Consider the following 2,092-nt stretch of genomic DNA (forward strand, 5'->3'; position numbering starts at 1 on the left):
GCGATGGAAAAATCCGGGTTGCAGAATATGTTGGCGAAATCGAAGGCCCGGTCGCCGTACAACACCGGCGGCGCCATTTCCGTTCCACCATACCATCACTTCATTCCCCAGTTTCTCATCATTTTCCACCGCTACTTTCAACATGGCGGGCATTCCTTCGTACACCACGGGTAGCAGGCGGCTGCTGTGGGTGATAATAGCATCGCCATCGGGCCGGAGCGCCCATCTTTCCAGGTATTCATCAAATTGCATATAGCCAGGTTTACAGAAAACCGTAATTTACCGGTTTATTTTCAGCAAATGGACACATCTCATCCGGCTCCCGTTTCGTTGCTGCTATATTACCACAGCGAAGTAACGGGCGACGAAACATGCGAAACCGTACTGGCGTTGCCGGTAGACGATACCCGGGGATTATTCCGCATCAGCGGCATCCCTTTGTATGCGCCGGGCCTCGCCACGGGCGATATCGTACAGGCTACGGCCGACAAGCCGGGCGGCTCCCTGGTATTCCGCAGGTTGCTATCCGCCTCGGGGCATTCCACCGTACAGGTTTTTGTGATGGATGATGTGAATGATGCCGCCATCCTGCGCGAGCTGTTCCAGGACCTGGGTTGTGCCACCGCCGGCAACGGAACAGGGTACTTCGTGATGGATGTGCCGGTGCATGTGGATTACCGGCCCGTCAAGCGGCAGCTCGACGATTACGCATTCGGGGGCATTCTCGATTATGCGGAGCCCTGCCTTGCCGCGGGACACCAGTACTAAAGCCGGGCGGCGTCAGTGTTTGGAGAACAATTCCTGCAGCACCACGGCCTGGTTGTGCGCTTCGTCGCGGGCGCCGTATAGCAGGGTCACCGTTTTATGTTTGCGGATTTCGGGGAGGAGGGCTTCCACCGCGCCGGAAGCTTTGAGCTCCGCGCGGTAACGTTTCTCGAATTCTGTCCAGTGGCCGGCATCGTGATGGAACCATTGGCGCAATCCGGTAGAAGGCGCTACGTCTTTCGCCCACAGATCGATGTGGGCATTTTCTTTTTTAATACCACGGGGCCATAGGCGGTCGACCAGGATGCGGAACCCATCGTCCGGCGCGGTTGGCTCGTAGATGCGTTTGGTTTTGATCATATTATTACAACGTTGGCGTCTGCGGAAAGGTTTTACCTTTATATCATGCAAACGGGTATTTTCATTCATAGTACGCCGGAGCTGGACGGCAGTATTTTCGAGAAGACGGTGATTTTCATTGCAGAGCACAACGACAAAGGCGCGCTCGGCTTTGTGACGAACCAGCCGTTTCCGCGGGGGCTCAACGAGCTGGAGGAGTTCCGCCATGTGAAAGCGTTCCCTTTGTTGCTGGGCGGGCCTGTGGACCGGGAGCACCTTTACTTCGTCCATCGCCGGCCGGAACTGATTCCGGGTGGAGTGGCCGTGGGCGGCGGGGCTTTCCTGGGCGGGGATTTCAAAATAGCTGTTCACCTCATCAACAACAATACCCTCACCGAGCGCGACATCAGGATCTTCATCGGTTACTGCGGCTGGGATGCCGGTGAACTGGAAGCGGAGATCGAAGAGGGCAGCTGGAGCATCCTGGAAGCCGCCACGTTGTTTTGAACAGGGGGCGACAACTTGGTTAAGTCCACACCTTAATGCATGATAAATTACGAAAATATCTGAGGATCAACATGTAAGGAGCGATTCTTTTAGGGCCAGCGGGCAATATCCACCCCTTATCCGGCGTTACATCGAAAGCAAAGTAACCATATCCGCCACCCAAAACCTGCTTTATGCGGAGCGCGCTTTCGATCATCATTTCCTTTATAATTCTACTGTGCAGCTGCCACGGCGGGGGCATGCGGTCCGCTTTCCAGCGGAAGGAACGGGTGTACCAGCCGCCCCGGCTCGGTGCGGAGTACAGGTTTGAAGACGGGCTCCGCAGGCAGAAGAACCCGCAAAATCTCTGGAGCAAAAAAGAGCGGAAAGAGATGGAGAAAATGGGGCAATATACGCCACGGACGACTTCTTCCCCCAACACGCGCATTTCCCCCATGCAAGCCGACAGCCTGCTGACCGGCAAAACCCGCGACACTACGCA

The 2,092-nt window shown here is 55.8% G+C and carries 5 protein-coding genes; 3 read left to right on the forward strand and 2 right to left on the reverse strand.

All coding sequences use genetic code 11. The features are described 5' to 3' along the window. Window positions 1-252, reverse strand: a 252-nt coding sequence (locus Q0510_RS12620; protein ID WP_298712068.1) for an aminoglycoside phosphotransferase family protein, incomplete at its 3' end; no start/stop codon positions are given. A gap of 48 nt (window positions 253-300) precedes the next feature. Between Q0510_RS12620 and Q0510_RS12625 the strand changes: the two genes are divergently transcribed. Beyond that, complete coding sequence (locus Q0510_RS12625) at window positions 301-768, forward strand: DUF4265 domain-containing protein (RefSeq protein WP_298712071.1); 468 nt, start codon at window positions 301-303, stop codon at window positions 766-768. 12 nt (window positions 769-780) lie between these two features. On the opposite strand, the gene Q0510_RS12630 is transcribed toward Q0510_RS12625, so the two are convergent. Beyond that, a complete protein-coding gene (locus tag Q0510_RS12630; RefSeq protein WP_298712074.1) occupies window positions 781-1,125 on the reverse strand; it encodes a DUF488 domain-containing protein in 345 nt (114 codons plus the stop codon). A 45-nt stretch (window positions 1,126-1,170) separates the two neighbouring features. On the opposite strand from Q0510_RS12630, the gene Q0510_RS12635 reads away from it, so the two are divergent. Both Q0510_RS12635 and Q0510_RS12640 read left to right on the forward strand, forming a co-directional pair. Further along, the gene (locus Q0510_RS12635; RefSeq protein WP_298712078.1) at window positions 1,171-1,611 is read left to right on the forward strand and encodes a YqgE/AlgH family protein; all 441 of its coding nucleotides are present in this window, start codon (window positions 1,171-1,173) and stop codon (window positions 1,609-1,611) included. Between the two features lie 173 nt (window positions 1,612-1,784). Next, the coding region (locus tag Q0510_RS12640; RefSeq protein ID WP_298712081.1) for a hypothetical protein at window positions 1,785-2,092 on the forward strand (308 nt) is incomplete at its 3' end.

It is taken from the genome of uncultured Chitinophaga sp. (assembly GCF_937874145.1).
In the GTDB taxonomy this organism is placed as follows: domain Bacteria; phylum Bacteroidota; class Bacteroidia; order Chitinophagales; family Chitinophagaceae; genus Chitinophaga.

What these genes read in the sequence shown, in the direction of transcription:
- Q0510_RS12625 (WP_298712071.1), top strand. Translation starts at nt 301, where the DNA reads ATGGACACATCTCATCCGGCTCCCGTTTCGTTGCTGCTATATTACCAC.
- Q0510_RS12630 (WP_298712074.1), bottom strand. Translation starts at nt 1,125, where the DNA reads ATGATCAAAACCAAACGCATCTACGAGCCAACCGCGCCGGACGATGGG.
- Q0510_RS12635 (WP_298712078.1), top strand. Translation starts at nt 1,171, where the DNA reads ATGCAAACGGGTATTTTCATTCATAGTACGCCGGAGCTGGACGGCAGT.